18 protein-coding genes are annotated in these 26,220 nt (G+C 63.4%); 5 read left to right on the top strand and 13 right to left on the bottom strand.

What is annotated here, in order from left to right:
* Positions 1-3 precede the first annotated feature (3 nt).
* Positions 4-2,088, bottom strand: a complete 2,085-nt coding sequence (locus AB6804_RS14080) for a carbon starvation CstA family protein (RefSeq protein WP_370886945.1) — start codon at positions 2,086-2,088, stop codon at positions 4-6.
* Positions 2,089-2,251: 163 nt separating this feature from the next.
* Between AB6804_RS14080 and AB6804_RS14075 the strand changes: the two genes are divergently transcribed.
* A complete protein-coding gene (locus AB6804_RS14075) occupies positions 2,252-3,679 on the top strand; it encodes a cache domain-containing protein (RefSeq protein ID WP_370886944.1) in 1,428 nt (475 codons plus the stop codon).
* Positions 3,669-4,307 (top strand): response regulator transcription factor, encoded by a 639-nt coding sequence (locus tag AB6804_RS14070; protein WP_035962900.1) that lies wholly within the window; start codon positions 3,669-3,671, stop codon positions 4,305-4,307. Before AB6804_RS14075 ends, AB6804_RS14070 begins: the two co-directional genes overlap by 11 nt.
* A 59-nt stretch (positions 4,308-4,366) precedes the next feature.
* Here AB6804_RS14070 and AB6804_RS14065 read toward each other — a convergent pair whose 3' ends face one another.
* Complete coding sequence (locus AB6804_RS14065) at positions 4,367-4,984, bottom strand: phospholipid-binding protein MlaC (protein WP_370886943.1); 618 nt, start codon at positions 4,982-4,984, stop codon at positions 4,367-4,369.
* Positions 4,985-5,233: 249 nt separating this feature from the next.
* Here AB6804_RS14065 and AB6804_RS14060 point away from each other — a divergent pair, with 249 nt between their 5' ends.
* Together AB6804_RS14060 and AB6804_RS14055 are read left to right on the top strand one after the other, a co-directional pair.
* Complete coding sequence (locus AB6804_RS14060; protein ID WP_370886942.1) at positions 5,234-7,894, top strand: MMPL family transporter; 2,661 nt, start codon at positions 5,234-5,236, stop codon at positions 7,892-7,894.
* Positions 7,891-8,886 carry an MlaA family lipoprotein gene (locus AB6804_RS14055; protein WP_370886941.1) on the top strand — a complete coding sequence of 332 codons (996 nt, stop codon included), beginning with the start codon at positions 7,891-7,893 and terminating at the stop codon, positions 8,884-8,886. Before AB6804_RS14060 ends, AB6804_RS14055 begins: the two co-directional genes overlap by 4 nt.
* Positions 8,887-8,929: 43 nt before the next feature.
* On the opposite strand, the gene AB6804_RS14050 is transcribed toward AB6804_RS14055, so the two are convergent.
* From AB6804_RS14050 to AB6804_RS14000, 11 genes are all read right to left on the bottom strand, one after another.
* Positions 8,930-9,400, bottom strand: coding sequence for an acyl-CoA thioesterase (locus AB6804_RS14050; RefSeq protein ID WP_035962896.1), 471 nt, complete (start codon positions 9,398-9,400; stop codon positions 8,930-8,932).
* Positions 9,401-9,503: 103 nt separating this feature from the next.
* The gene (locus AB6804_RS14045; RefSeq protein WP_370887044.1) at positions 9,504-10,160 is read right to left on the bottom strand and encodes a phosphorylase; all 657 of its coding nucleotides are present in this window, start codon (positions 10,158-10,160) and stop codon (positions 9,504-9,506) included.
* Between the two features lie 53 nt (positions 10,161-10,213).
* A complete protein-coding gene (shc, locus tag AB6804_RS14040) occupies positions 10,214-12,193 on the bottom strand; it encodes a squalene--hopene cyclase (RefSeq protein WP_370886940.1) in 1,980 nt (659 codons plus the stop codon).
* Positions 12,193-12,834 carry an FAD-dependent oxidoreductase gene (locus AB6804_RS14035; RefSeq protein ID WP_370886939.1) on the bottom strand — a complete coding sequence of 214 codons (642 nt, stop codon included), beginning with the start codon at positions 12,832-12,834 and terminating at the stop codon, positions 12,193-12,195. The genes shc and AB6804_RS14035 overlap by 1 nt, the downstream gene beginning before the upstream one ends.
* Positions 12,834-13,682: a presqualene diphosphate synthase HpnD gene (gene hpnD / locus AB6804_RS14030; protein ID WP_035962893.1), complete on the bottom strand. Its 849-nt coding sequence runs from the start codon at positions 13,680-13,682 to the stop codon at positions 12,834-12,836. Before hpnD ends, AB6804_RS14035 begins: the two co-directional genes overlap by 1 nt.
* A gap of 1,306 nt (positions 13,683-14,988) precedes the next feature.
* Positions 14,989-15,816 carry a hypothetical protein gene (locus AB6804_RS14025; RefSeq protein ID WP_370886938.1) on the bottom strand — a complete coding sequence of 276 codons (828 nt, stop codon included), beginning with the start codon at positions 15,814-15,816 and terminating at the stop codon, positions 14,989-14,991.
* A 1-nt stretch (position 15,817) separates the two neighbouring features.
* A complete protein-coding gene (locus tag AB6804_RS14020; protein WP_370886937.1) occupies positions 15,818-19,672 on the bottom strand; it encodes a type VI secretion system Vgr family protein in 3,855 nt (1,284 codons plus the stop codon).
* Positions 19,673-19,677: 5 nt separating this feature from the next.
* Positions 19,678-19,929 (bottom strand): PAAR domain-containing protein, encoded by a 252-nt coding sequence (locus tag AB6804_RS14015; protein ID WP_370886936.1) that lies wholly within the window; start codon positions 19,927-19,929, stop codon positions 19,678-19,680.
* Positions 19,930-21,378: 1,449 nt separating this feature from the next.
* Complete coding sequence (locus tag AB6804_RS14010; protein ID WP_370886935.1) at positions 21,379-22,320, bottom strand: diguanylate cyclase; 942 nt, start codon at positions 22,318-22,320, stop codon at positions 21,379-21,381.
* A gap of 11 nt (positions 22,321-22,331) precedes the next feature.
* Positions 22,332-22,955, bottom strand: coding sequence for a chemotaxis protein CheC (locus tag AB6804_RS14005; protein ID WP_244795335.1), 624 nt, complete (start codon positions 22,953-22,955; stop codon positions 22,332-22,334).
* Complete coding sequence (locus tag AB6804_RS14000; RefSeq protein ID WP_370886934.1) at positions 22,948-23,316, bottom strand: response regulator; 369 nt, start codon at positions 23,314-23,316, stop codon at positions 22,948-22,950. The genes AB6804_RS14005 and AB6804_RS14000 overlap by 8 nt, the downstream gene beginning before the upstream one ends.
* A gap of 605 nt (positions 23,317-23,921) precedes the next feature.
* On the opposite strand from AB6804_RS14000, the gene AB6804_RS13995 reads away from it, so the two are divergent.
* The gene (locus AB6804_RS13995; RefSeq protein ID WP_370886933.1) at positions 23,922-26,171 is read left to right on the top strand and encodes a response regulator; all 2,250 of its coding nucleotides are present in this window, start codon (positions 23,922-23,924) and stop codon (positions 26,169-26,171) included.
* Positions 26,172-26,220: the final 49 nt, after the last annotated feature.

Raw genomic sequence — 26,220 nt, 5'->3', positions numbered from 1 at the left:
GTATCAGTGGCCCGAGCGCACGGCCGCCGCGCCGCCCGTCGGCATCGGCTCGAACGGGGTCTCGCGCACCGTCGGACGCGCCTCGCGACGCGCACGGAGCACCGACAACACACCATACACCGCAATGCTCAGCACCACGAAGATGAACAGCCCGGCGAGCGCCGCATCGATGTAGTCGTTCACGATGATGCGCTGCATCTCCGCCAGCGACTTCGCCGGCGCCATCACCTTGCCCGCGTCGGCGGCATCGCGCAGCTTCGTCGCGTGCGCAAGGAAGCCGACCTTCGGATTCGCATCGAAAATCTTCTGCCAGCCGGCCGTCAACGTGCAGATCAGCAGCCACACCGTCGGCACGACCGTGACCCACGCGAAACGCTCGCGCTTCATCTTGAACAGCACCACGGTTCCGAGCATCAGCGCGATACCCGCGAGCATCTGGTTCGAGATGCCAAAAAGCGGCCACAGCGTGTTGATGCCGCCGAACGGATCGACCACGCCCTGATACAGGAAGTAGCCCCAGGCCGCGACGCACAGCCCGGTCGCGACGAGATTCGCCGGCAGCGACTCCGTGCGGCGCAACGCCGGATGGAACGTGCCCAGCAAATCCTGCAGCATGAAGCGGCCGGCGCGCGTGCCTGCATCGACGGCGGTCAGGATGAACAGCGCCTCGAAGAGAATCGCGAAGTGATACCAGAAAGCCATCATCGCCGGGCCGCCGATCACCTGATGGAGAATCTGCGCCATGCCGACAGCCAGCGTCGGCGCACCGCCCGCACGCGCGACGATGGTCGTCTCGCCGACCGCCTTCGCCGTCGACGTCAGCATGTCGGGCGTCAGCGCGAAGCCCCACGAAGTGACCGTCTGCGCGACCGCTTCAGGCGTCGTGCCGAGCAGCGCTGCCGGGCTGTTCATCGCGAAGTAGACGCCCGGCTCGATCACGCATGCCGCGACCAGCGCCATGATCGCGACGAACGATTCCATCAGCATCGCGCCATAGCCGATCAGGCGCATGTTGACTTCGTTGTCGATCATCTTGGGCGTCGTGCCCGACGAAATCAGCGCATGGAAGCCCGACACCGCGCCGCACGCGATCGTGATGAAAAGGAACGGGAACAGGTTGCCCGCCCAGACCGGGCCACTGCCATCGACGAACTTCGTCAGCGCAGGCATCTTGAGTTCCGGCGCGACGATCAGAATGCCGATCGCGAGGCCGAGAATCGTGCCGATCTTGAGGAACGTCGAGAGATAGTCGCGCGGCGCGAGCAGCAGCCACACCGGCAGCACCGACGCCACGAAGCCGTAGCCGATCAAAATCCACGTGAGCTGCACGCCCGTGAACGTGAAGATCGGCGCGAGCGTCGCCGATTCGGCGACATGCTGGCCGTAGACGATCGCCAGCATCAGCCCGACGAAGCCGATGATCGACACTTCGCCGATGCGCCCCGGCCGCAGGAAGCGCGTGTAGACGCCCATGAAGATCGCGATCGGGATGGTCGCCGCCACGGTGAACGTGCCCCACGGCGAGCCCGTCAGCGCCTTGACGACGATCAGCGCCAGCACCGCGAGAATGATCACCATGATGAGGAACGCGCCGAACAGCGCGATCACGCCGGGCACCGTGCCCAGTTCCATCTTGATGAGATCGCCGAGCGAGCGGCCGTCGCGGCGCGTCGAGATGAACAGGATGATGAAATCCTGCACCGCGCCCGCGAACACCACACCCGCGAGAATCCACAGCATGCCGGGCGTGTAGCCCATCTGCGCGGCCAGCACGGGACCGACGAGCGGACCCGCGCCAGCAATCGCCGCGAAATGGTGGCCGAACAACACGTATTTGTTGGTCGGGACGTAGTCGAGGCCGTCGTTGTGACGAACGGCGGGCGTCATGCGCAAGCCGTCGAGTTTCAGCACGGTGCCCGCAATGAAGCGCGAGTAGAAACGATATGCGATCAGATAAACGCAGACCGCCGCGACGACGATCCATAGTGCGCTGATTCGCTCGCCGTGCGCGAGCGCGATGGTGCCGAATGCGAACGCGCCCAGCAGCGCGAGCGCGATCCAGACCAGGAATCCGGAAGCCCGATTCATGGTGTCTCCTGTCTTTTAGTTGCCCTTCGATGTCCGCGCGCGCGGCATGAGCCGTCGGACGCTTCGGGCGTGTAGTATTCGCCTTCGTCCGGGCGCTTACAACCGGACAACTACGTATGCCGCCTACGTAAGATTACGTAGAAGCACCCAGCGTTCCAGCTTCATGAACCTCAAAGCGAAGATTTTTCTGCTGGCGATCGTGCCGTTCGTCGTGGCGATCGGCGGCATCGAGTATGGCGTGCGTCATCAGGCGACGACGCTTGCGCACGCGCAGCACGCGACGCTGCAGTCGGCGTACATGTCGAGCAAGGAAATCGAGCTTCGGCACTATGTCGAACTTGCGCGCAGCGCCATCGCGCCTTACTACGACGCCCCCGCCGCCGGCTCACTTACCGACGAAGAACGCCGCCGCCTTGCGCTCGACGCGCTGCATCGGCTGGATTTCGGGCCGGACGGCTACTTTTTCGTCTACACGATGCAGGGCACCTCGCTGATGCACCCGCGCCAGCCCGATCTCGTCGGCCGCGATCTCTGGACGATGCGCGATCCGTCCGGCGCGCTCACCATTCAGACGTTGATCCGCGAGGCGTCGAAGGGCGGCGGCTATGTACGTTACGTGTGGCGGCGGCCGTCCACCGGACAGCTTGCGCCAAAGCTCGGCTACGTCGTGCCGCTCGAACGCTGGGGCTGGATGATCGGCACCGGCATTTATCTGGAGGACGTGGAAGCGACGCTCGGGCGGATCGATGCGCAGGCGGCCGCGAACATCGACCGCACGGTCATGTGGATCGGCGGCATCGCGCTGGCGGCGCTCGGGGCGATCGCGCTGTGCGGCGCGGTGCTGAACATCAGCGAGCATCGCAGCGCGGACGCGAAGCTCAAGCGCCTTGCGCGGCGCGTGGTGGAGTCGCAAGAGCAGGAACGCGCGAGGCTGTCGCGCGAACTGCATGACGGCATCAGCCAGATGCTCGTTTCCGTGAAACTGCTGCTCGAGTCGGCGCTGACGCGCTTCGAACGGGGACAGGCGCGCGAACCGGCTGCGGAGGCCGCGCTCGCCACCGGGCTCGGGCGTCTGTCGGGGACGCTGCGCGAAGTGCGCCGCATCTCGCACGCGCTGCGCCCCGCGATGCTCGACGACCTCGGCCTCGCCGCCGCGCTGGAGCAACTCGCCCGCGAACTCGACGGGCAGGACGGCATCGAAGTGCGCTTCGAATCGACGACGCGCGGCAAGGCCAGCCCCGCGCCGCGCCCGGCGCTGCCCGATCCGGTCAATACGGTACTGTTTCGCATCGCGCAGGAAGCGCTGACGAACATCGCGCGTCACGCGCATGCGACCCGCGCGAGCGTCGCGCTCGATATCGCGCCGAACGCAGTGCGCCTCGTCGTCAGCGACAACGGACGCGGCTTCGACGCCGAACCCGCACTCTACGGCCCGGCGAGCGGCCTCGGCCTGCGCAATATGCGCGAGCGGCTGGACGCGCTCGGCGGCACGCTCGCCATCCAGTCGCAACTCGGCCGCACGGCGATCGCGGCGACCGTCCCGCTGCCGCTCGCCGCCCCCATCCTGTCAGGACTTTCCGATGAACTCTGAACCCGCCCGTATCGTCATCGTCGATGATCATCCGCTCGTGCGCGACGGCCTGCGCGCACGGCTCGAAGCCGTATCGCACGTTGTCGTGACCGGCGAAGCGGGCAACGGCGACGAGGCGCTCGCGCTCGCCGCCGACGAAGCGAGCCGGCCCGATCTCGTTCTGATGGACGTGGGGATGGCGGGCATGAGCGGGATCGAACTGGCCGCGTGCTTTCACGAACGCTTTCCGGCGATCCGCGTGCTGATGCTGTCGATGCACGACAACGTCGAATACGTGACGCAGGCGGTGCGGGCCGGCGCGAGCGGCTATGTGCTGAAGGATTCGCCCGCCGCCGAAATCATTCAGGCGATCGACGCCGTGCTCGCGGGCAAGACGTTCTTCTCGGCGGGGCTCGCGGCGCGCATGATTCAGGCTCAGGCGATGCAAACGCCGCTCGACCGCCTGACGCCCCGCGAATGCGAAGTGCTCGATGCGCTCGCGCAGGGCTTGTCGAGCAAGCAGATCGCACAGCAGCACGGGTTATCGGTGCGTACGGTGGAGACGCATCGGCTGAACCTGAAGCGCAAGCTGTCGATCGACGGTCAGGCCGAACTCATCAAGTACGCGGTCGAGCACCGGCGCACCTGACGCACCTGACGCACCTGACGCACCTGACGCACCTGACGCACCTGACGCGCAGCATTACATCACCCCGCCGAACGGGCGTTGTGCTCCGACAGATATTTGATCAGCCCGTCCACGCCGCCCTTCTGAAGCTGGCCGGCGAACTGCTGCTGGTAGACCTGTATGAGCCACGCGCCCATCATGTCGATGTCGTAGATTTTCCAGCCCTGCGCGGTCTTGCCGAGGCGATACCGCACGGGATTGTCGCCGCCCGTTGAAACGACATGCGATTCGACGACCGCGTCTTTCGCGCCGGCGTCGATGGTCGGGGGGTCGAAGCGGAACTTCACGTCCTGATCGCGCAACTGGGCAAGCGAGGCCGCGTAGGTCCTGACGAGCAGCGTCTGGAACTGGTCGTAAAGCTGCTTCTGCTGTTCGGGCGTAGCGGTGGCCCACGCCTTGCCCAATGCGATGCGCGTGGTGCGCTGGAAGTCCGTGGCGGGCAGAAAGCGCGTTTCCACGAGCTGGGTGATCTTCGCCATGTCGCCGCCGCGCGCTTGCGGGTCGGCCTTCATTGCGTTGACGGTGCCTTCGACGGCGCTTTTCACGACGGCGTCGGGGTTCGATTGTGCAACCGCCGCGTTCGAAAACGACAGGACAGCGACGAGCAAAGCGAAGCAGACAGACAGATAGCGTTTCATGGCACCGTTCTCTAATTTCAGTGTGTGTTGGCGCGGATTTCCGAGGGCGTCGAGCCAGTATATCGACACACCGGCAGGCCGACAGTTCACCGCCGCCCCGACCGGTATACTTGCGCGGCATCAATCGTCGTCGTTGGACTCGCGGTTCGGTCGCCGAAACAAGAAGCGGCGCACCAGCCCGGCAGCGCGTATCACGCGGCCCGCTCCATGCGGTGCCCGAAAATAACAGGACACACCAGGTAGCGTCTCATGCTGACGTCCAACATCACTCGCTTTGTCACCCTCGCGATCCGCCGGCCGGCGTGGATTATCGCCGTTTCGATACTGCTCGGCGTTCTGAGCACGATTTATGTCGTTCACCACTTTCGCATCAGCACCGATGTCAGCCAGCTGATCGAAACCGAGCCCGAGTGGGCCGCGCGCAGCAAGGCGATCGAGACCGCGTTTCCGCAGCGCGGCGCCACGCTGCTGATCGTCGTCGAAGCGCCGGCCCGCGAATTCGCCGATGCCGCCGCAAGCGAACTCGCCGCCGCGCTCGCAAAAGAGCCGGCGCGTTTCAAGCAGGTATCGCAGCCGGAGGGCGGCGCGTTCTTCGAGCACAACGGCTTGTTGTATCTGCCAACGAACAAGGTCGAGGAAGTCACGAAGCAGCTCGTGCAGGCGCGGCCGCTCATCAATACGCTCGCTCACGACCCGACGCTCACCGGCCTCGCGCAGACGCTGAACACGACGCTCAATGTGCCGCTGATGCTCGGTCAGGTCAATCTCGGCCAGATGGCCGGTCTGCTCGGCCGCAGCGCCGACGTGCTCGACCGCGTGCTCGCCGGTCAGCCGGCCGCGTTCTCATGGCGCGATGTCGCCGATTCGTCCAAAAAGAGCGGACCAGGACGTGCGTTCGTCACCGTGTTGCCGGAACTCGACTTCAACGCGCTGAAAGCCGCAGCGGGCACGTCCGATGAAATCCGTGCGGTGGCCGCGCGAATCGGCATCGACAAGAAGTACGGCGCGACGCTGCATCTCACTGGCGCGCAGCCGCTCGCGGACGAGGAATTCGCCTCCGTGCAGGATGGCGCGGTGCTCAACGGCGTGCTGACTTTCCTCGTCGTGCTCATGATCCTGTGGGTCGCGCTGCGCTCGAAGCGCATGATTCTCGCGGTGTTCATCACGCTGTTCGTCGGCTTGTCGATCACCGCCGCGCTCGGCCTCATGATGGTTCACGCGCTCAACATGATCTCGGTCGCGTTCATGGTGCTGTTCGTCGGGCTGGGCGTGGACTTCGGGATTCAGTTCGGCGTGAAGTATCGCGAGGAACGCCACCGGCACAAGCGGCTCGATGTGTCGCTTGCCGAGACGGCGCGGCACGTCGCGGTGCCGCTCACGCTCGCCGCCGCAGCCACCGCTGCGAGCTTCTTCTCGTTCCTGCCGACCGCGTATCGCGGCGTGTCGGAACTCGGGCTGATTGCGGGGGTCGGCATGTTCGTCGCGTATCTGACCAACATGACGCTGCTGCCCGCGCTGATCAAGGTCTTCGCGCCGCCGGGCGAAGCGAAGGCGCCGGGCTTTCCGCTGCTCGCTCCCGTCGATGAATTCCTCGACCGGCATCGCAAGCCGGTGCTGATCGGCACGCTCGTCATCGTGATCGGCGCGCTGCCGCTGCTCGCGTACCTGCGCTTCGACTTCAATCCGCTGCATTTGAAGGATCCGCATACCGAATCGATGGCGACGCTCATCTCGCTCGCGGATTCCCCCGAAGCCGCGGTCAACGATGTCGCCGTGCTCGCGCCTTCGCTCGCGGACGCGGATCGCATCGCAGCGAAGCTCGAAAAGCTGCCGGAGGTCGAGCGCGCGACGACGCTGTCGTCGCTGATTCCGGCCGATCAGCCGAAGAAGCTCGCACTGATCAAGGCCGCCGCCGACCAACTGCTGCCGGCGCTCGATCAGCCGGTCGCGTCGCCCGTGACGGACGCGGTGCGCGTCGCGACCTTGAAGCGCGTGTCGAACCAGCTATCGCTTGCCGCCGACGAGCATCCCGGCGCGGGCGCCGCCGAAGCGAAGCACTTGTCGCAGACGCTTGCCAGGCTCGCCCAGGCCGATGCCGCCGCCCGCGATCGCGCCGAGCACGCGATGGCCGAGCCGCTGCGTCTCGCGCTCGCGCAACTGCGCGCGCTGCTGCAGCCGACGGAGATCACCCGCGAGACGCTGCCGCCTTCGATGGTCGAGAACTGGGTCACGGCCAGCGGGCAGGCGCTCGTCAACGTGTCGCCGAAGGCCCCGCCCGGCGTCGACCGGAACGACGACACCCTGCTCGCCCGTTTCGCCGATGCCGTCGTCAAGGCGGAGCCGAACGCGATCGGCGGGCCGATCTCGGTGCGTCATTCGGCGGAGGTCATCATCGAGGCGTTCGAGCACGCCGCGCTCTATTCGCTCATCGCGATCACCGTGCTGCTGTGGATCGCCCTTCGTCGTTTCGGCGATGTTTTGCGAACTTTGGTACCGTTGCTCGTCTCGGCCGTCGTGACGCTGGAGTTGTGCGTCGTGTTCCGCATGCCGCTCAACTTCGCGAACATCATCGCGTTGCCGTTGATGCTGGGCGTCGGCGTCGCGTTCAAGATCTACTTCGTCATGGCGTGGCGGTCGGGGCAGACGCGCCTGCTGCAATCGAGCCTCACGCACGCCGTGATGTTCAGCGCGGCGACCACCGCCACCGCGTTCGGCAGTCTCTGGTTCTCGCATCACCCCGGCACGTCCAGCATGGGACGGCTGCTCGCGCTGTCGCTCTTCTGCACGCTGATTGGCGCGGTGGTCTTTCAGCCGGTGCTGATGGGCAAGCCGCGCAAGGTGCGCGCGGCGGAGCGGGCAAAGCTGCGCGCAAGCCAGCGACACGACAATCTAAGAGGAATTGAAGAATGAGAATGGCCTCAGCGGCCCCTGCCGCTGCCGCGCTGCGCAAGGTGACGACGGGCGCTGTCATCGCGGGCGCGCTGGTGATGACGGGATGTGCAACCGGCCCCGATCGCAATCCGCGCGATCCGCTGGAACCGATGAACCGCACCATCTTCAAGATCAACGACGGGCTCGACACCTACGTCGCGCGGCCCGTCGCGCAGTTTTACGTCGACTGGACGCCGAGTCCGTTCCGCACGGCGGTCAGCAACTTCTTCTCGAATCTGGGCGATTTCAGCAACTTCGCGAACAACCTGCTGCAACTGAAGATCACCGATGCGACGCAGGACTTGATGCGTATCGCGATGAACTCGGTTTTCGGGATCGGCGGGTTGATCGACATCGCGTCGCCGGCGGGGCTGCCGAAGCATCATCAGGACTTCGGACTGACGCTCGGGCACTACGGCATGCCGTCGGGGCCGTATCTCGTGCTGCCGCTGCTCGGGCCGAGTTCGGTACGCGATTCGACGACGTGGCTCGTCGACTGGCGCGTGAATCCGGTGAGCTACGCCGGTTCGGAGATTCGCTGGCCGCTGTACGGGGTGAACTTCGTGAGTGCGCGGGCCGATCTGCTCGGCGCGACCGACCTGCTCTCGCAGGCTGCGCTCGACAAGTACGCTTTCGTGCGCGACGCCTATACGCAGCGCCGCCAGTATCTGCTGACGGGCGGCGGTTCGTCCGCGACACTGCCCGATTACGGCGACGAGGGCGTCAGCGCGCCGGAGGGCGCGAGTGCGCCGGGCGCGACGGGCGGCGGCAGCAGCGAGCAAGGCTTGCCGACTTATGTCGATCCGGGCGCAGCGGCGTCGCCGGCCGGCGGCATCGGGCCGAAGTCGCCCGCGCCGGGCGCGGGGGAAAGTTCGACGCAGGCTCCGGCCACGAGTAAAGGAGCGCCATCGCCCAGTTCCAGCGAAGGCCAGGGTATGCCGAAATACGAGGATCCGGCGGAGAAAAAGTAGGTCTTGTCGGTGAAACGGGCGCTCAGGCGCCCGTTTTTATTTCTCAATGCGCTTCCGCGACCTCTTCGCGAGTCAGGTCGTCGCTGGAAACGGTTGGCGCTTCCACTGCGCGCTGATCGCGTCGATAGGCTTCGAACAGTTCATCGGCATAAAGAATCTGCGTGCGGCCATGCGGCTCCGGCTCGCCCTGCTCGTTCAGATTGACGAAAACCATCTTCTCGACGGTCAGAATGCTCTTGCGCGTGATCTTGTTGCGCACTTCCGCGCGCAGCGTGATCGACGTGCGGCCAAAATGCGTCGCGGTAATGCCCAATTCGATGATGTCGCCCTGACGCGCCGAACTGACGAAGTTGATTTCCGACATGAACTTCGTGACGACGCGCTGGTTGCCCAGTTGCGAGATGGCGTAAATGGCCGCTTCTTCGTCGATCCAGCGCAGCAGGCTGCCGCCGAACAGCGTGCCGTTTGGGTTCAGGTCTTCCGGCTTGACCCACTTGCGAGTGTGAAAATTCATTTGCGTTGTCCTTGCGTTCCCGTGGCGACGCATCCACCGCGTCATCACCTAGGGTTTTCCCTGATTATACTGAATTGAGGGTTAACCCGCAGAATGCAAGGCTCTAGGTGGAGGAAAGCGCCCCTGCTGTTTCCATTGCCTGCCGCGCAAGCACCAGCGTCGTGCGGGCGGCGCGCGCATCGCCCGCGAGCCTGAGCATCGCGCCCAACTGCGAAGGCTGGCGCGAAAGTTCGCGAAGAATCGGGCCGATGGCCGTGGTTCCGTCGTCGCGCAAGCCCGCGGTCGCGGCGGGCGGCAGTGTGCGCCAGGCGGGATCGACGACCGCGCGGCATACGGCGAACGGCAGCCCGCGCGCCGTCGCGATGGCCCCGGCGATGTGCGATTCCATATCGACGGCCAGCGCGCCCGTCGACGAATGCAGCGAGCGCTTGTCGGCCTCGCTTTTGACCGGCGCGGTGACGCCCGCCATCGGGCCGCGCCGCGTGAGGCGAGCGAGCGGCGTGCCGGCGAACGCCTCGACGATGCGCGCGCTCCACGCGTCATCCGTCGGCAGGGTGCCGAACGGACCACAGACGCTTTGCGCGACGATGAGCGCGCCCGGCTCAAGATCCGGCGCAAGTCCGCCCGCCGTTCCGAAACTGATGATGCCCGAGCACCCGCGCGCCACCGCATCCGATAACGCGCGCTCCAGCCAGTCCGACCGCGCCGCAAAGACGACATCGACGCCGCGTCCGCGCACGATTTTGGCCTCGAACGCCATGCCCGTCACCGCGACGACGGGCACGCCGTCCGCCCGTCGCCCGCGCGGCGTGTTCACATGCCCACCGTGACGCGCGTCTGACCTTCGCGCGTCAGGTTGCGATAGCGCGCGAGCGCCCAAAGCGGGAAGAACTTGCGATAGCCGTGATATCGCAGATAGAAGACGCGCGGAAAGCCCGTTGCCGTGAAGCGGGCTTCGTCCCACAGGCCGTCCTTGGTCTGCGTCCGCACGAGATAGGCGATGCCCCGCGCGACCGCCGGATGCTCGACGAGCCCCGCCGCCATCAGCCCGAGCAGCGCCCACGCCGTCTGCGAAGCGGTGCTCGACGCCTGCTCGTAGCCCCGATAGTCGAGCTTGTAGCTGTCGCCGTCCTCTCCCCAGCCGCCGTCGGCGTTCTGGATGCCGATGAGCCACTCCGCGCCGCGCTTGACGCGGCCATCCGTCGGCGCGACGCCGGCTGCGTTCAGCGCGCACAGCGCCGACCACGTACCGTAGATGTAGTTCATGCCCCAACGCCCGTACCAGCTACCGTCGCGCTCCTGATCCCGCACGACGTACTCCAGGGCGCGGCGCGCGGGCTCGCTGTTGGAGGGCGTCTCGCCGAGCTGCGCGAGCATCGAAAGGCAGCGGGCGGAGACATCGACGGTTGGCGGATCGAGCAGCGCGCCGTGATCCGAGAACGGGATGTTGTTCAGATAGAACTGCGTGTTTTCCGGCTCGAACGCGCCCCAGCCGCCGTCACTGCTTTGCATGCCGACGACCCATTCGCGCGCCCGCGAGATCGCCTCGCCGTACATCGCCGTGCCGTTCTCGCGATCGGCGCGCTCCATTGCCATCGCGACGACGGCGGTGTCGTCGACATCCGGGTAATGCGGATTGGCGAACTGGAACGCCCAGCCGCCGGGCCGCACGTTCGGGCGGCGCAGGAACCAGTCGCCGCGCACGTCCAGAATCTGCAGCGGCCGCAGCCATTCGAGACCGCGCGCCACCGCCGCCCGCGCCTTCGGCATGCCGGTTTCGAGCAGCGCGTGAGAGGCAAGCGACGTATCCCACACCGGCGAGAGGCACGGCTGGCAGTACGCTTCGCCGTCTTCGGATTCATCGATGACAAGCAGCTTGTCGATCGACTTGCGCGCGATGGCGCGATGAGGATGCTCCGGCGGATAGCCGAGCACGTCGTACATCATCACGGAATTGGCCATCGCCGGGAAAATCGCGCCGAGGCCGTCTTCGCCGTTGAGACGCTCATCGACGAAACGCACGGCTTCCGCAATCGCACGTTCGCGGCCCGCCTTCGGGAAGGCGCCGTCGGTGGCGCGCAGGATCGAATCGACCACGCGGAAGAACGCGAACCAGCCACGGCTCTGATGCCCCGCGCGGTGCGGCATGCCCGTGTTGACGGGCGAATCGCGAAAAACTTCGTCGATCCGCACGCCGCGCGGGTTGCGCGCCTTCGGGCGCTTCGCGTTGAGCACGAGCAGCGGCACGATGACCGTGCGCGCCCAGTACGACACCTTGGACAAGTGGAACGGGAACCACACCGGCAGGCGCATGATTTCGACGGGCATCATCGGCACCGCGCGCCAGGACACCACGCCGAACAGCGCAAGCAGGATGCGCGTGAAGACGTTCGCCTTCTCCGCGCCGCCGGCGGCAAGAATCGCGCGGCGGGCGCGCTGCATGTGTTCGGCGTCGGGGGAATCGCCGATCATCTTCAATGCGAAATACGCCTTCACGGACGCGGACACGTCCATCGCGCCGTCGGTGAAGAGCGGCCAGCCGCCGTCGTCGAGCTGGATGCGCCGCAGATAGCGGCCGATTTTCGCTTCCAGCGCGATGTCAGCGGTTTCGCCGAGATAGTGGACGAGCAGCACGTATTCCGCCGGAATCGTGGCGTCGGCCTCGAGTTCATACAGCCAGTAGCCGTCGGGATGTTGCGCTGCGAGCAGCGCGTCGGTGGCTTCGGTGACGGCGTGGTCCAGCGCGGCGTTCGATACCGGCGCGCCCACGGCCGACAGGGATAAATCGTTCATCAGCGTTCCATCGATGGGTTCATCAGCACATCCGCGGCCTGTTGGCCTGAGCGGACAGCGCCTTCGATCGTCGCGGGCAGGCCGGTCGCTGTCCGGTCGCCCGCGAGCGTGAAGTTGGGCCGGCGCGTGCGCGTCGCGGCCCGCAAGCCTTTCTGCGACGGCGCGGCGGCGAGCGTCGCCTGCTCTTCGACGGCGACTTGCCACGGCGGCATCGGCGCTTCCGGCAGGCGCATCGCCTTCGCGGCTTGGCGCCAGACGCTGGCCGCGATGGCTTCGTGCGGCGTCGCGAGCAGGTGATCTGCATTGGCGATGCTGGCGGTGAGCCGGCCATCGCTCGCCTGGAGCCAGTGCGACGCGCCGTTCAGGAAGAACGTCAGCCGCGCGGAGCCGGCGAAGGCGATCGGCACATCGACCGCGAACTGCACGGTCACGATCGCCGCGACAGCCGGCGTCATGGCGAGCACGGTTTCATCGCCTGGCTCGACCGATACGGACTCGTCCGCGCCGTCGAAAGCGAGGGAGCTTACCTGTTCCTTTGAATCCGTGCCGGATAAGCCGATTGCCGCGACGCACGCGCCGCGCCGTTGCGCCTGGACTGCGGACGCGAGGCCGGCGCCGGCCAGGAAGACCTGCCCGGACATTAGAGGAGGTTGCGCGCCACGATCCACAGCAGACGCGCACGCGGCGTGCGCACGCGCGTGCGCGGCAGGTCGAAGCCGCGTTTGAGATTGGCATCGAGCACGGTCCGATACGCCGCCGACATGATGCGCGGCGCGCGCACTTCGTGGCGCGGCGAGGCGGCCATGATGATGTCGGACTGCGCGTAGTGGCCTTTCGCGCGTTCGGCGAGCACGGCGCAGACGCGCGGCAGGCGCGCATCGCCGACGATGGTGGCCGGATCGCTCGTGGAGATGCCTTCGCGCGCGAGCAGTTCGCGCGGGAGATAGACCCGGCCGATGGCGGCGTCTTCGTCGATATCGCGCAGGATGTTGGTCAGTTGCAGCGCGCGGCCCAGGTGATGCGCGAGACGCCGGCCGGCGTCCTCGTGCATCCCGAAGATTCTCACCGATAGCCGCCCGACTGCGCTTGCGACGCGATCGCAGTAGAGGTCGAGCGTGGCTTCGTCGGGCGCGACGATGTCGCAGGCGGCGTCCATCGCCATGCCGTCGATGACGGCCTGAAAGTCGTCGCGCGAGAGTTGAAACGCGTGGATATGGCGAGTGAGCGGTTCGAGCGAGCGTGGGGGCGCGCCGCGATAGCAGGCGTCGATGTCTTCGCGCCAGCGTTCGAGTGCGAGCGCGCGTTCCCGTCGCGGCAGCGAGCCTTCGTCGGCGATGTCGTCGACGGCGCGGCAGAAGGCGTAGATCTGGTACATCGCGTCTCGCTGGGCAGCCGGGAGGATGCGCATCGCAAGATAGAACGAACTTCCCGACGATGCCTTTGCGGCGTCGGTGGTGGATTCGTCGGCGATGATGTTGGAAACGGCCAAGACGGACTCCGCTGTGGCGCCCCCAAGGGCAAGATTTAAGTTTCGAAGCTTCGCGCAGAGCCGACGGGACAGCCGGCGTGGGCCGGCTGGCACCCAAGGATGGCTGCGCCGGAAGCGGCAAAGAGTATAGCAATTGTTCGCGGGGGGTGAGGTGCTGCTTGGCAGGGTTTCAGGTTTGTTGTTCGCGGGTTGGCTTCTTGATTGTCGTTGAGCCTGTGTTTGCCTCGGTCTATTGCGCTGCCACTCCCCCGCTGAGCGCGAACGTTCTGGGAGCCGCCTTGTTCGACACCACCCACAGACGCCCGCTGCCTTTCTAGAGCAAATACTTCATATGCTGTTCCTCACGGCCACAGGCGGGCCGCTGGTAATGCGGCTGGGCGGCAATAGCACGATGACCCTATTTCTTCAAGACGGGTTCGCATAGCTTCAAGCGCAAGGATGACGGCTCGAGCGCGTTACAACTTGAGGGCAAACCATCCGACTGAATCGTGCACCGTCGCCACGCTGGCTAACGCGTCGTCCGGCGTCCCTACTGCGCGGGCGAGCGATGGGCGCAAGACCGGAGAAGCGGCCGGCGCGGGCTCAGGCGTCTTGGTCTATTGGTCGGCGGAGTATTGGCGAGTGTCCTCAACAGACGCGCAGGTGCAAACATGAAGCGTCGGATCGTTGCCGTACTGTTCGCGCTAGTGGCGGCAACGGCTGCACCTCGTCAACATCGAAGGCAGTTACAGCAGCGTTAGCGATTCGGGCGGGCATGGCGGCGGCGTGGCGCTAGCTGATCGCTCGACGTCATCAACGACCGCCCCACGATTCATCCAGCGATGAAACTTAAGATCGAAGACCAAGGCAAGACGCACGCGCGCGTGACTGTCAACCGCGATACCGTCAACGATGCAATGCTAGAACCGGGGCGGCTGAAGTCTTGGAGACGGAACCCGATGGAATTATCGAGGTCCGCGAGCTAGAGGAACGCGAGGCAGAGGAAGACAGCGAAGAGGCGGCGCGTCCCTGAGTGGACGCGCCGTACGTTCAGGCTGGCTGCCGCCTCTCCTGCCGCGATTGCAGCACTTGCACACGAAGTTTCCGGTAAAGCCTCCCGCGACGGGCATAGTACCGCTCCGCGTAGCCCAACTCATGAAGCCAGCCGCGTAACGTAACGGGACTGACGCCACGCTCTAACGCGGCGTCGTGCATCGAAATCTCCCCGCACATTAGCCGGTCTATGATCGCGCGCTTTTCGGCTTCGGTATTGAGCCGGATGGACGGAATATCACGGAGCATACTGGCGACCGCGCCCGTTGTGCTCCTATTGCGATGTTTCGTCATGGTATGGGCCGTGCCACATCCACTGAGCATCGACAAATCGCGCCCCGTCCGGCGCGGAACGGTTCGGCCCGAAGCCCGCTTGCGGGAACAACGTGTTTTGCCGAACCACCTGCTTGTCAATTTGGCCTTCTGCCGCCCATCCTTCCCACCATCCCGTCTCAGGACACAGCATGCCGGTGCGCAGCCTCATGTAGCCGTACTTCGCGCGCTTTGCATGCTCCTGTTCTAATCGTTTCTGCTCGCGTTCCTCTGGCGTCAGCATCGAATATGCGCGACGCAGAGAAACATGCACTAGTTCAGGCGGAGACGTACCATCGATCGGGTCGTAGTACTCAAGCTCTACGCTGACGGGAAACTTGCTACCTTCGACGTTCTTAGAACGGTATCTAAAGACTTGTACGTCCGGCGTTTGCGGGGACCGGGTCAGTTTGTTTTCGTGAATGATTTCGCCATCGCTGACCCAGAAGTCCTCTAGCTGTAGCAATGATTTAATGGTGGATGCGTTCATATCCGCCAAGGCGGGACTCACCCCGAATTCCAGTTCGAATGGAACGACGCGGACCCTTTGACGATCCGAGCGGTAGTCATCGGGATCATCGATCGTAGACAATTCAATTCTTGCTTTCGGAATAGCATTGTTATCGAAAGAGTACCTTTTACCTATTTCGTAATTAGTATCGTTGATAAAAAGCAGGTCACCAAGACTGCTTTTCCGCGGCTCAAACGTGGCGTCATCACGAAGAATTACCATGGTATCGAGCAGTAAGCGATGCACGATTGCTTGTTGCTTGTGTTGCGTTATGTTCATTTCACCCTCTCGCGCCGATGTTGGTAACGGCGTTGAGATAAGCGTCTGTGCATGTCCCGGGATTCCGCACCAAAGCGCGATCAGGATAGTCCCAGTAAGCTTGAACCACTTCCGCGCATGCGTAAGCATCTTCTTCATGAAGCTGACTCCGATAACCTTGTTCGAACGTAACCATCTTTGCCGCTGTCTCAGTCGACACATTGAGAAGTTTACAGACCTGGGCTTGTGCAATAGCAACATCAGATTCTAGGTCTGCGCCGCCATTTTCTTGCATGAAAGAAATCGTCCAGTAGTAGTAAAACACCAACATCTTGTGCAGCCCCTTTACCACCCGATCATCGTTCGGAATCGAAACTGAGTTGGCTTTCTCGAAAATCGGTTCGGGCGTGATGTCTTTGAACACTCGACCGATTTGAGACAGGGATGCGTAATCTACTTGGTGTTGTCTCAAGAGAGTGATCATCCAGAATACTTGTTGGCAGTGACGTGCCTCGTGATACAGCATGTCGGCACTCGATTTTAATTGACTATCGAGCTGAATCGGGTCTGCGCTTGCCGCGATGATTTTAGCAATCTCTTTTTCATGGATCGCAATCACCCAAACACGTGAGACGAACGAGGCGCTGACGTCAGGACGCATGTAATACCGCTTGACCGCAGTCTCGAAATCTGGAACTTGCACTTCTGGCATCGCATCTCTTGGCATTCCGAAAGGTCCCTCCTTCAAGGCGATCGATAGCGTGGCTTTGACCGCCACCTCGATCGCATTTTTAAGTTCCCTTGAAATCTGACCGTCTGGCGACTTCAACTCTGCCCAATCGATTCCCTTAAGCTTCTTTTTGATTGCAGCCGTATAGGTCTTTGTGACGGGATACTCGACGTCCCTCCGAATTGGCATGCTCGAATCCTCTTGCTTCGCATCCTTAATGAAGTGATAAGAGCGCAGCCCGAAGTTCATCGGATCACACGAGGCGAACAACGGGGGTTGTCCTTCGGAAGTGGCAACCTGTGCGGGCGCGGATGCCTTCTTTCCTCCAACGTCCGCGCTCTTGACGTTCGGATTCGGCGCTGCAACGTTGATTTTTCTGTCCACGTCGCGAGCAATGATGGATTGATTGACCGCGATCACCCTGTCGGGCTCGCTGGCGGCAAACAGTTCCACTGTCGCAAGCGCTACCTCATTGCTTGTGACAATTTCCGTTTCGCCAAGCGCGTTACTTACGCCTTCAAGCACGCGCCCATCATCTACCGTAATGCGGTAGGGCTGATTCGGTAGAACAAAGCCCGTGTCGTGCTCGATCAGCACGTGATGAGCCGCCAAGATTCCAGGTTGCTCGGGCAAAACCGGCAAACGGACCGGCCTGGCTTGCGGCACGTCTGTTCCGTGGCTAGCCGCGTGAACAAGAAACTCGCCCCCAGTGAAGCCGCGTAGTCCGGAAAGGCTGATTTCGACCACAGAGCCACCGCCGTTCAAACGAATTCCTTTGGCCGCCGTTAGATTGATCCAGCCATCCGCGCTCACGATATCCGCATCCTTGCGCGCGACAATCTCGACACCGTCGCTCTGCGCCTCCAGCCGTATCTTTCCCGCCGCAGCGACAAGCCGCATTCCGGCCTTATGCACGAAGAGCGAGAACGTGTTCACCACGCTCGCGAACATCGAGCCGGCCGCCGCGATACTGACATTGCGTCCGCTCGTTACTGCAAAGTGTTGATTGCTTGCAATGTGCGTGCTGCCCGCCGCCGTGGTCTGAATCCCCGCAGCACTGGCGAGCGTCAGATGAGGCGCGGCAAACTCAGGATAGCCGCCGCTGTACGGGCTTCCCTTGCCCGTGCCGCGAATCTCATCGTTGGCAGACTTGATCGCGAGCGTGGCATCGTTCTGATTGTGCGTGGCATCCTGCGCACCGTGCCGCTGAGCCGACTCCGACAGGCTCTCGTGAAGGTCGCGCGCCTGCGTCAGCCGTGCAATCGTCTCGCCCATATCCAGCGCGTGGTTCTGCGCGTTTGATCGGGCTTCCGTCGTGACGAGCAGCCCTTTGGCTGCACGCGCGACGCCGTGCGCGTCGGTGCGCAACTCGAACCCTTCGCCGCGCGCCTCCTGCCTTCCCTTATTGCCATCGATGCGCGTGTTGAATCCTAGCGTCAAGCTGGATTTTGCATGATCGCTCGCAAGCTGCGCCTGCATCTGTCCATAGGTATCGTCCAGCACAACGTGGTTCGATGCCATGCTCTCGCCCAGGCTCTGACTGCGGATTCCAATTAACGCGTCATTGCGGGGAAGTTCCCACGGCGGCATGTTCCAGCGGTCAACGACAAACCCTGATACGTACGGCCTGTCGGGATCACCGTGGACGTGGGAGACGATCACCATCTGTCCAGCGCGTCCGGGCGCGACCACCCCCATTTGACCGCCCTGCCATTGCGAGGCGACGCGCACCCAGATTGAAGTCGCGCCGTCGTAACGGGCTTCGCGATCCCAGTCGTACTGAATGCGGACGCGATTCTTGTCATCGATCCACGTCTCATAGTGCTGGTTCGGATGATGTTCCGGCGCGACGATCACCGCGTATTCATCATCGACGTGGGGGCGTGGCGTGACTTGGGGGAGCCGGTAGTACTCGGTGTCCGGTTGCAACTCGAACGTGGTGTTGACCGCGTACTGACGCCATGAACCTGAAGACGTACCGACTTCGGTCATTTCCAGTTCGCACATCAGCACGACATAATCACGATTGGCCTTCGTCTGCGGATAGCCGGCCAGCGTGAACGAGCGACCCGGCTGGAGTCCGCGCAGATGCCCCTTGCCATGTGCACGCAGTCCCATGCAGCGCGCGGCCTGAAGTTTCACGCGCGCTAGATGTCTACCTTCTTCGCGCGCATCGTTGGCCGGGCTATTGTCGGCTTCGGGTTGAGCGAATTCGGCGGGCGCGTAGATCTCGATGCCGCGTTTGGCGGTGCCGTTCGTGTCCTCGTATTCCTCGCGCAACCCCGCGTTGCTCTTTCTAAGGCGCGGCTTCATGTAATCGTGGTCGTTGACGGTCGCCTTACCCGCCGTCAAGGTGTAGGTCAGCGACAGTTCGCTGATGTGCTCCTCATCGATTCGCCCCCCCGTGTGATAGCGCAGTGTTTCATAAGCGACGCCATGAGGATGGAAACCGCCCAGCGTGTCGGAAACGACGAGTGTGTGACCCTTCTTGTCGTGTTCGAACCAGAAGAACAGACCCCATTCCTCCATTAGCCGAAGCGCCAGATTCCAGTCCGATTCCCACGCCTGCCGGATGAAATCGCGCGGCGGGTAATGCTTCTTGCCTCCCGTCGGGCCAGCGATGCGCCAGTCGATGACGCCATACCTGCCCAGCAGCTTTTGAAGCACATCGGTAACGTCGCCGCTGAAGATGCGCGAGTTCTTGTTTTGCGTCGCCGTCCATACCGAAGGGCGCAGCACGAACTCATAGACTGCGGCGCGGTCCTCGGTGCAGATGATCCTCGCCGAGACGATACGCCCGCTGATGTAGCGTGTATCGGCGCCGAGGTTAGCTGAGCCGGTAGCGCCTTGCTGACCGGCGCGGAACGTGCCGATTCCGGTCACTTCGATCGCAACCGTGCCGTTCGTGCCGACGATTTCTTCCAGATCGACCTGTGCCGCATCGCTCGGGTTCCGCAGGAAGTCAGGACGCTCGACCTGAGCAAGCACGGTGTATTCGAACAGCTCACCGACCGCTTCCCGTCCGCGAATGCTGCGCACGGTAAGCATGGGTTCGCGAAGTTCTTCTCCGCCATATCCCCGGCCGACGATTTCTGGAAGGGCCGGACTTTTGAACGTGATGGTGTGAGTTTCGGCAGACCATGCCATACGCGTCAGGCTCCGATGATCGTCGCGCCGCACGCGGTCTTGTCGCCGATCAATGCGACCTTGACGCCTTTATGCGTGCGTGTTCCGGTAGCGATGATGGGATAGGCCCCGCCGCACTTCGGGCACTCGGTCAGATGCCCGTCGAGCGCCGTAGCGATGCCCATGTGCTGAAGTTCGGTAGCGGCCTGAATGACCGTCCCGCCGTGGTCCGTTGCGTCGCCGAGGCGCGCAACCTCGCGGCCTGTTATATCCCGCATGGTTGGTTATCCTTATGTAGTACGAGTCAAAACTGCGCGGAAAGGCTACGCCAAGACGGAGCATCACCGCCACGGTTGGCACAAAATGTCACCGTCCTATCTCTTCAGAGAGGGAATCGTCGTATCCCTCGGCTGATCGGCGCGTGGTTGCGTCGAGTAAAGCCTGTTTGCACACTCAACTTGCAACGCTCGCGCAACGCGCGCGCTGGGTTCCGAACCCGCGCGCCTTCTTTGGTTACCGGCGCACGGTGCTTCGTTTCGTCAATGGATGAGGGAACCGGCGGGAGAGCCGAACGGCTCGCCGGTATCGTTATGTGCCCGGTCTTCCCATCCTGTCGCTGTTCCCGCCCTTCGTGTCAGAGCAAGGGGCGCGGCTTCTCAACTCACCGGAGCGCGAACTTGCGAGAACAAGGGTTCTCGGTAGTGGAGACTGCCAACGACGGACCAACATCCGCAGGATCGAAGCCGTAACGCGTGCTCAGCGTGCCGAGCGTTTCGCCGGTCGATTCCCTCGTTAAGCAGGACGCTCGCCGGAATGTCGAACGGATTTGGAAACTGAGGAGAAGCATGCCCCTTTACTGGTCTGGATCCTCTGCATTCTTCACGCGAGCATAAAACGAGATCCTTCCCGCGCGCGTCAGATTACCGCCAAGCCGCGCGACAAATTCAGCCCTGGTCCACGCTAAAGCGCGTACGTGGCACAAGTTCCTTCCGATTGACCTCGACAAGACATCTTCCCAACGCCGTTTGAACCGGCATTGAAAGAAACGGCATAGCGCATTCATTCGTCTGCGCGGCGTATGCCGCGCTGGCTAAATCAGGCGCTCACGGCCCTATAATCGACGTATCGATAATCGCATGGGCTCAAATGCACTCGATTGGCTCGCGGCGTCCGGCACGCTATGGCGCGTGCCTGACGTGCTGTCGAAATTTTGAATTGTGCTTAACACCTACCTTGTAGGGATTGCTCGATCTCAACCAAACAGCGCCGTTGACGCTGTTGGAAGCAATTGATTTATCAATTGGTTTTGTACGCGTGAGACTATCGTGTCGCGTTCATTCCACAAAGTGAACACCCAGCGAAAAAACCGTTCAACGCCGCGAATCGGACGAACGACGGGGGCTTTATCGTCTGAATCACAATCAAGGAAGCGCGCTAGAATATTTGTGTTTGGCAAAGACGCGCGGAGGACTTAAACGGATATGGGTTTCGGCGATTCCGCCTACTTGTGAAGTGAACGGAGCGCGACGTTCTAGTGACACAGAGTCCTTTTTCGAGGGTCGTCAGCGCGGAGGCGAAATTGGGGTAGCGATTGGAATATCGCTTCAGTCTCATTCGTTCAAGATTCGATGGTTACTTTTCTTGCATGGGATTGGAGTAAGGCGCTATAGCGCCAGTCGGTCGACAGCTAAGACCAACGCAAAACCAACTCTCAACGACAAGAAAACTCACCGAAACCCGATCGCCCGATTCCTCCCCTGCCGCTTGGCCGCATACAAAGCAGCATCAGCCTCATTGATGAGCGCCTCATACGAAGTAGTCACTCCGCGCTTCGCGCAAGCCGCCCCGACGCTGGCGGTGACGGGCACCCGCGCCCCCTGCACATCGATAGGCGTCTCGCAGATAGCACATCGCACTTTCTCAGCGACGATCATCGCATCGTCGAAACTGGTACAGGGAAGGAGCAGCGCGAACTCCTCGCCGCCAAAGCGCCCGAACACATCCTGCACCCGCACCGCCGCGGCGACGCGCGCCGCCATCACCCGCAGCACCGTGTCGCCCACGAGATGCCCAAGCTCGTCATTGATCCGCTTGAAGTGATCCAGATCGAACAGCAGCATCGACAAATCACCGTCATACCGCTGCCAGCGGGAAAACTCGTCGCTCAGACGAAGATCGAAATATCGCCGGTTTGCAATGCCCGTCAACCCGTCGCGATCCGCGAATTCCTGCAGCTTCGCCACCGCCTCGTCGCGGGCGCGCTGCATCATGCTCGCGTGGGTCGCATCGGAAATCGTCACACACACCGCGCGCACCTCGCCGTCTTGTGCGAGCGGCATGAACGTGCAGTCCTGCTGCATGAAATCGACACCGCCCGTAATCGGCCGGTCATGATCGAATTTGAAGAGATACGGCCGCTGCTCCCAGGAACTGAACGCGAAACTGCCAAGCTGAAACACGCTCTCGACCTTGCGCGTCAGCCACACGCGCGGCAACTCCGGGAAGCTCGCGAAAATGGACTTGCCGGTCACCTGCTCGGCCGTCTTGCCGCTGTGATCCGCCATGAAGCGATTCCACATCAGCACGTTCAGATCGCGATCGAGCACGAAGATGCCGAAGCCCACGCGCTCGATCACCAGTTCGCTCAGCACATGCCGCAGTTCTTCCATGGCGATGCGGCTCAGAGACTCGACAGCAGCGCATCGAGCGCGTCACGCAAATGCTGGATCGCGTCTTCCGCCATCAGCATCACGAGATGCGCGCGGAAGCTGTGATCTTCCAGCGCGAAGTTCACTTCGAGCAAAAGCGCCGTTTTCCAGGCGAGCATCGCCGGCTGAAAAACATCGTCGAGCGCGAGCTCCAGGCCCAACATGCCCGGCGGCGAAAAGATCGGCGCACGCCCAAGCTGCTCGAGAATGCACGACACACATGCGCCCATCAGCACCGTCGCGACATCGAAGATGAGCTCGGTGCGTGTGGTCGTCTCGTAGGTGGACTTGGTGTACGGATCGTCGACGAGCGCGCAAAGCTGATCCACGCTGCCACTCTTGCACAACACGATCGCCTCGCCCTTGATATCCGAGCGGAAGCCCTGCCGCACGGCGGTGACGGCATCGGTGATGCCGGTCATCTCGCGCAACGCCTCCGACGCCTGCGCCACGCCGACGACGCGCACGCGCGGCACCGACAACTCGATGAACGTACCGAGCAGCTTCGACAGGCGCGTCGCGGCCTGGCCCATCGCCATGTTGGCGACTTCCTGCAGCGCGTCGCGCTGGTCTTCGTTGAGGGCGGGGTCAACCATGGAGTCCGTACTCCTTCAAAACGGGACGCAGCGCTTCGGACGTCACGGGCTTCGGCAGGAACGCGATCGCGCCGAGCGCCCGTACACGTTCCTGAGCCATCGGCTGGACATCGGCGGAAACGACGATCACGAACGTGTTCAAATCTTCGTGCTGGAGGGCGTCGAGGACCTGATAGCCGGTCATGTCGGGCATCGTCAGGTCGAGGAACATCACAGAGGCGCGGCCTGCGCGATACAGCTCGAGCGCCTCGCGCCCGTTCGTCGCGTAGGAAATGTCGACGTTCCAGTCCTCGGGCAGCGCGCGCGTCAGCACCTTGCGGGCGAGCAGCGAATCATCGGCAATGACAATTGGCAAAGGCATGGTCGGTCGGGTCAATGAGCTTCGGGCCGAGAGCCGTCATGACAGACACGGCATGCTCTCGCATGTGTTTACGGCGCCGCTGCAGCGATCTTTAGGGTTGCGCGGTTTCGATCGCTAAATCAGGCGGCCCCGGCGCCGCAGCCCGCGAGTAACCACATTTGCTTCGTGCAGTCGCGCAACCGGCCTATCGCGCCATCGTCCGTGGCGCGGAGTTTCCAACCACCGTCGCGCATCGAGTCATCTCGGCAAGACGCTCTTCTGGCGTATAAATCAGAGGATTCCATTGTCGGCTTAAGACGATAGGGAAGCAACTCAACCAGCCGCCAAGTCGGGTGTAATCCGCTCAAAATCGCTCCTTTGAAAAAATTTCCTAACTTGCGAATCCCGGCGCCGTCGTATTCCATCCTTCTGTGTACGTTTGCGCTTCCGATAAACTCGCTAACTCGCTGCACGCACGCCCGTTCGATATCCTGCTGCGGCGGTCTCTGCGTCGGTACAGTTCGTGCATGCAAGCGACCTTTACCCGCGTGCGGCCGTCCTTCGTCGCCGCCGCAAGGAAAGAACGACACGCCTCACAAGTAAAGTTTTCCACTTCGCTGCCAAACATGACGCTGCAACGTGAGGAACCCGACACCGAGCTCGCCTCGGGGCACAGGCAGGAAGAGCCGCCTTTTCCCGTCGTTCCCGAGAGAAACTTCGCGGCGCAACGCCTGACGCTCTATGCGCTGCTCATCGCGGCCGTCGTGCTTCCGTGCGTCTACGTGGCGATCACCGCGATTTCCGACTATCGCGCCCGCGAAGCCAGCGCATCCGAACTCGTCGCCCGCAATGCGCGCGTGGCGGAAGAGCACGCGCTCAAAGTCTTCGATCTAAACGTGACGCTGAACGAGCGCATCGTCGATCTGCTCGACGATCTCGAAGCCAACGCGATCCATCAGCAGGACGTCATCATCCACGAGCGGCTGGCGGAGATGATCGGCAGCTATCCCCAGGTCGCGGCGGCATCCGTTTTCGGGCCCGACGGCAAACTGCTCGCGACGAGTCGCGGCTGGCCCACGCCCGATGTGTCCGTCGGCGATCGGGAGGACTTCAAAAGCCTGCGCGACAGCAGGGACGCCGAGCAGATTTCGCGGGTCATGCTCGGAAGCGTCGTCAAGGAGCGCGTGTTCAACACGGCGATTGCGCGCCGCGCGACCGACGGCCGCTTCAGGGGAATGGTGACGATCGCGCTCCGGCCGCCCTACTTCAACGCGTTCTACCGCGAATTGCTCGGCGACAGTGCGACGATCTCGCTCGGCCTCGCCCGCGCGGACGGCGAAGTGCTGGCGTGGTTTCCCGACCGGCCGTCGACCCCCACGGCGCTCACCGCGAACTCGCCGCTGCGGGCCGCCTACAAGGCGGGCGCGCGCAGCGGCGTCGTCAAGATGGTGTCGGGCTTCGATAACGAGCTGAAAATCGTCGCGTTCCGGCGAGTCGGCGCGTATCCGGTCTATGTGTCGAGCGGCTATCCGATCTCGACGATCTGGGACCAGTGGTATCGGCACCTGAGCGTGCTCGCGCTGTCGATACTCGCGCCGTGCGTCGTGCTGTGGGGCGTGATCGGGCAGTCGCTGCGGCGGCTCGCGATCGAAGAGGAAGCGTGGGAGCGCTGGCAGGCGGAAGCGTCGATGCGCCGCTCGATCGAATCCGCGTACCGGCAGGCGCGCAAGATGGAAGCGCTCGGCAATCTGGTCGGCAGCGTCGCGCACGACTTCAACAACCTGCTGATGATCGTCTCCACCAATGTGCAGATCGCGCGGCGGCGAGGCCCGGTCGGCCTCGACCGCGAACTGTCCGCGATGGAGCGCGCGCTGAAGAGCGGTCAATCCTTGACGCGCCAGTTGCTCGGCGTCGCGCGCAAGCAGCCGTTGAGGAGCGAGGTCATCGCGTTCGGTCAGTGGGTGTCGGCGGTGCGCGAGCTGCTGCGCGCGTCGCTCGGCGCGAAGGTCGCGCTGAACGTCGAAGTGTCGCCGGACGTGGGGATGGTTCGCGTCGATCCCGCCGAGCTCGAGCTCGCGCTCATCAACGTCGCGGTCAATGCGCGCGACGCGATGCCCAACGGCGGCGCCTTCACCGTGCGCGCGGACAACGTGCGCTTCCGTCACGAAGACGGCTTTCCGCTGACCGGCGAGTTCGTTCAGATCACGCTCCAGGACACCGGCGTCGGCATGCGTCCGGAGGTGCTCGGGCGCGCGTTCGAGCCGCTTTTCACGACGAAGCCCAAAGGCATGGGCACCGGCCTCGGCCTGCCGCAGGTCTTTGCGTTCTGCGAGCGGGCGGGCGGCCTGGCGACCATCGACAGCGCGGTCGGCGCGGGCACGGCCGTGCGCCTCTATCTGCCGCGCACAGCCGCGGCCGGCACAGCCGAGAGCAGCGCGGATGCGGCCGCCGCGACCGTCCCGGAAGCGGATGGCCTGCGCGTGCTGCTGGTCGAAGACAACGAGGAAGTCGCGGCAGGAACCGAGGCGCTTTTGACGATGATGGGCCACCAGGTCACCTACGTCTTCAACGCCGATACCGCGATGACGCTGCTCGAATCGTCGCGCGACGCCGCTTCGCCGTCGGGCTTTCCGTTCGACGTGATCCTCTCCGACATCCACATGCCGGGGCAACTGAACGGCATCGACCTTGCCGAGCGCATGCAGCGCTTCGAGCCGCGCGTCCCGGTGATTCTCGTCACCGGTTACGCGGAAGAACTCGACCGCGCACGGCAGGTCGACGCGCGCGTGCTGTCGAAACCCTTCGACATCGCCCTGCTCGATTCGCTTTTGCGCGGCATCCGCGAAGGACAGGCCGCGCGCCCCGTCGATCGCTGATCGCAGTTTTGCAGCCGGCCTTGTAAAAAGCGGCGGCGGCGCGCGTGAA

It is taken from the genome of Caballeronia sp. RCC_10, assembly GCF_041360715.1.
GTDB lineage: Bacteria > Pseudomonadota > Gammaproteobacteria > Burkholderiales > Burkholderiaceae > Caballeronia > Caballeronia grimmiae.
The sequence above is the reverse complement of the archived record's forward strand: the minus strand, read 5'-3'. Positions and strand labels throughout refer to the sequence as shown.